Genomic DNA, 2689 nt, shown 5'->3' on the forward strand with positions numbered 1-2689 from the left:
TCGTACATGCGTTCGCGGCGCAGGGTGACCTTGCAACCGATCGGCATGCCTTCACGCAGCTTGAACTGCGCGATCGACTTCTTCGCCTTGGTGATGACCGGCTTCTGACCGGCGATCAGCGCCATTTCCTCAGCCGCAGTCTGGACCTTTTTCTTGTCCTGGCTCGCTTCGCCCACGCCCATGTTGAGCGTGATCTTTTCGAGCTTCGGAACTTCCAGCGCGTTCTTGTAACCGAACTTGTCGGTCATCGCCTTGACGATGGTCTCGTCATAGCGCGTGCGCATGCGGGGGGTATAATCAGCCATCGATGGTCTCCCCGGACTTGACGGCAACGCGCACCTTCTTCCCGTCCTTCGTTTCGAAGCGGACGCGGGTGGGCTTACCGGACTTGGGATCGGCCAGCGCAACCTTGCTGATGGCCATCGGCGCTTCGAAGCGGTCGATGCCACCCTGCGGGTTGAGCTGGGTCGGCTTGCGGTGACGGGCAGCGATATTCACGCCTTCGACGACGATCTTGCCGTCCTTCGGCATAACCTTCGCGACGGTGCCGGTCTTGCCCTTGTCCTTGCCGGACAGGACGACGACGCTGTCACCCTTCTTGATCTTGGCGGCGGCCATTACAGCACCTCCGGAGCGAGCGAAATGATCTTCATGAAGCCACGGCCGCGCAGTTCACGCACGACGGGGCCGAAGATACGGGTACCGATCGGCTCTTCGTTCTTGTTGACGAGAACCGCGGCGTTGCTGTCGAAGCGGATCACGCTGCCGTCGGGACGGCGCACGTCCTTCTTGGTGCGCACGATCACGGCGCGATGGACGTCGCCCTTCTTCACCTTGGTGCGCGGCTGGGCTTCCTTGACGGAAACCACGATCACGTCGCCCACGGAAGCAGTCCGGCGCTTCGAGCCGCCCAGTACCTTGATGCACTGGACGCGCTTGGCGCCGCTGTTGTCCGCGACGTCGAGATTGGATTGCATCTGGATCATCGATCCGGTTCCTTCTCAATGGCTTGCCGGAACCAGTCCGGCAGTTCCTAACGTCTAACTGCTCAGTTACCGGCGGCTGCAACGTCGAGGTCAGCCTCGACTGCCTGCGTGCCACCTGCGGTAACGCGATCGATCACCTGCCAGGTCTTGGTCTTGGAGATCGGCTTGGTTTCTTCGATCCGCACGACGTCGCCGAGGGTGAACTCGTTGTTTTCGTCGTGGGCGTGGTACTTCTTCGAACGACGGATGATCTTCCCGTACAGGGGATGCTTCACCTTACGCTCGACGAGCACGGTCACGGTCTTGTCGGTCTTGTCGGAGGTGACGGTCCCGATCAGGATACGCTTGGGCATGGTCTACTCCTTAAGCCTTGGCTGCGGCGCTGGCGCGCTGGGTCTGCAGCGTCTTGATCTTGGCGATCGTGCGGCGGACTTCGCGGATGCGGGCCGGAGCCTCGAGCTGGTTGGTCGCCGCCTGGAAGCGGAGGTTGAACTGCTCGCGCTTCAGCGAGGTCAGTTCTTCGTCCAGCTGGTCGTCGGTCTTCTGGCGAAGGTCTTCAATCTTGGCCATTATTCGCCTCCCAGGTGCGAGGTGTCGCCGAGGCGGGCAACAACCTTGGTCTTGATCGGCAGCTTCATGGCTGCACGCTCGAACGCTTCGGCGGCCAGCGGGCCGGCAACGCCGTCGAGTTCGAACAGGATGCGGCCCGGCTTTACGCGAGCTGCCCAATATTCGATCGAGCCCTTGCCCTTACCCTGACGGACTTCGGCAGGCTTCTTCGAAACCGGCACGTCGGGGAACACGCGGATCCACAGACGGCCCTGGCGCTTGATGTGGCGAGTAATCGCACGACGCGCGGCTTCGATCTGGCGCGCGGTAACGCGCTCAGGTTCCAGCGCCTTCAGGCCGTAGGACCCGAAGTTCAGCGTGGTGCCACCCTTGGCGTTGCCATGGATCTTGCCCTTGAACGCCTTGCGGTACTTGGTTTTCTTCGGTTGCAGCATGGTTCTTTCCTAATCCTGCAATCAGCGAGCCGGGCGGACGCCGGAAGTCTGCGCTTCCATCATCAGGCGGTCCTGTGCGGTCGGATCGTGCGCGAGAATCTCGCCCTTGAAGATCCAGCACTTGATGCCGATGATGCCATAGGCAGTCAGCGCTTCGGCAGTGGCGTAGTCAACGTTGCCGCGGAGCGTGTGCAGCGGAACGCGACCTTCACGGTACCATTCCACACGTGCGATTTCCGCGCCGCCGAGACGGCCGCCGCAGGTGATCTTGATGCCTTCCGCGCCGAGGCGGAGAGCCGACTGCACAGCGCGCTTCATGGCGCGACGGAAGGCGACGCGGCGGACCAGCTGGTCGGCGATGCCCTGGGCGACGAGCTTGGCGTCGATTTCCGGCTTGCGGATCTCGACGATGTTCAGCTTCACTTCGCTGTCGGTCATCTTCGACAGCTGCGAGCGCAGCTTCTCGATGTCCGCGCCCTTCTTGCCGATGATCACACCGGGGCGGGCAGCATAGATCGAAACGCGGCACAGTTTTGCCGGACGTTCAATCACCACCTTCGAAATCGCGGCCTGCGGCAGCGTGTCGACGATGAACTTGCGGATCTCGACGTCTTCCTTGAGCAGCTTGGCATAGTCGCGCCCTTCGGCGTACCAGCGGCTGTCCCAGGTGCGGTTGATCTGCAGGCGCAGACCGATCGG

Annotated in this window: 7 protein-coding genes; all 7 read right to left on the reverse strand. The window is 62.1% G+C overall.

Translation table 11 applies throughout. The features are described 5' to 3' along the window. Positions 1-305: 50S ribosomal protein L5 (gene rplE, locus AAFM29_RS16980; RefSeq protein ID WP_341713921.1), on the reverse strand; the 305-nt coding region annotated here is incomplete at its 3' end. Continuing rightward, the gene (gene rplX, locus AAFM29_RS16985; protein ID WP_173214995.1) at positions 298-618 is read right to left on the reverse strand and encodes a 50S ribosomal protein L24; all 321 of its coding nucleotides are present in this window, start codon (positions 616-618) and stop codon (positions 298-300) included. The genes rplX and rplE, both read right to left, overlap by 8 nt. After that, positions 618-986, reverse strand: coding sequence for a 50S ribosomal protein L14 (gene rplN, locus AAFM29_RS16990; RefSeq protein ID WP_006831888.1), 369 nt, complete (start codon positions 984-986; stop codon positions 618-620). Before rplN ends, rplX begins: the two co-directional genes overlap by 1 nt. Positions 987-1048: 62 nt before the next feature. Beyond that, positions 1049-1339: a 30S ribosomal protein S17 gene (rpsQ, locus tag AAFM29_RS16995; protein ID WP_173214996.1), complete on the reverse strand. Its 291-nt coding sequence runs from the start codon at positions 1337-1339 to the stop codon at positions 1049-1051. A gap of 10 nt (positions 1340-1349) precedes the next feature. Beyond that, complete coding sequence (rpmC, locus tag AAFM29_RS17000) at positions 1350-1556, reverse strand: 50S ribosomal protein L29 (protein WP_341713922.1); 207 nt, start codon at positions 1554-1556, stop codon at positions 1350-1352. After that, positions 1556-1990 carry a 50S ribosomal protein L16 gene (gene rplP, locus AAFM29_RS17005; protein ID WP_173214998.1) on the reverse strand — a complete coding sequence of 145 codons (435 nt, stop codon included), beginning with the start codon at positions 1988-1990 and terminating at the stop codon, positions 1556-1558. Before rplP ends, rpmC begins: the two co-directional genes overlap by 1 nt. A 21-nt stretch (positions 1991-2011) precedes the next feature. Further along, on the reverse strand, positions 2012-2689 hold a 678-nt coding region (gene rpsC, locus AAFM29_RS17010; RefSeq protein WP_341713923.1), incomplete at its 5' end, for a 30S ribosomal protein S3.

This window comes from Erythrobacter sp. (genome assembly GCF_038133525.1).
Taxonomy (GTDB): Bacteria; Pseudomonadota; Alphaproteobacteria; order Sphingomonadales; family Sphingomonadaceae; genus Qipengyuania.

Bases quoted from the DNA above. Each gene is read 5' to 3' on its own strand.
- rplX (WP_173214995.1), bottom strand. From the start codon at position 618: ATGGCCGCCGCCAAGATCAAGAAGGGTGACAGCGTCGTCGTCCTGTCC.
- rpmC (WP_341713922.1), bottom strand. From the start codon at position 1,556: ATGGCCAAGATTGAAGACCTTCGCCAGAAGACCGACGACCAGCTGGAC.
- rplN (WP_006831888.1), bottom strand. From the start codon at position 986: ATGATCCAGATGCAATCCAATCTCGACGTCGCGGACAACAGCGGCGCC.
- rplP (WP_173214998.1), bottom strand. From the start codon at position 1,990: ATGCTGCAACCGAAGAAAACCAAGTACCGCAAGGCGTTCAAGGGCAAG.
- rpsQ (WP_173214996.1), bottom strand. From the start codon at position 1,339: ATGCCCAAGCGTATCCTGATCGGGACCGTCACCTCCGACAAGACCGAC.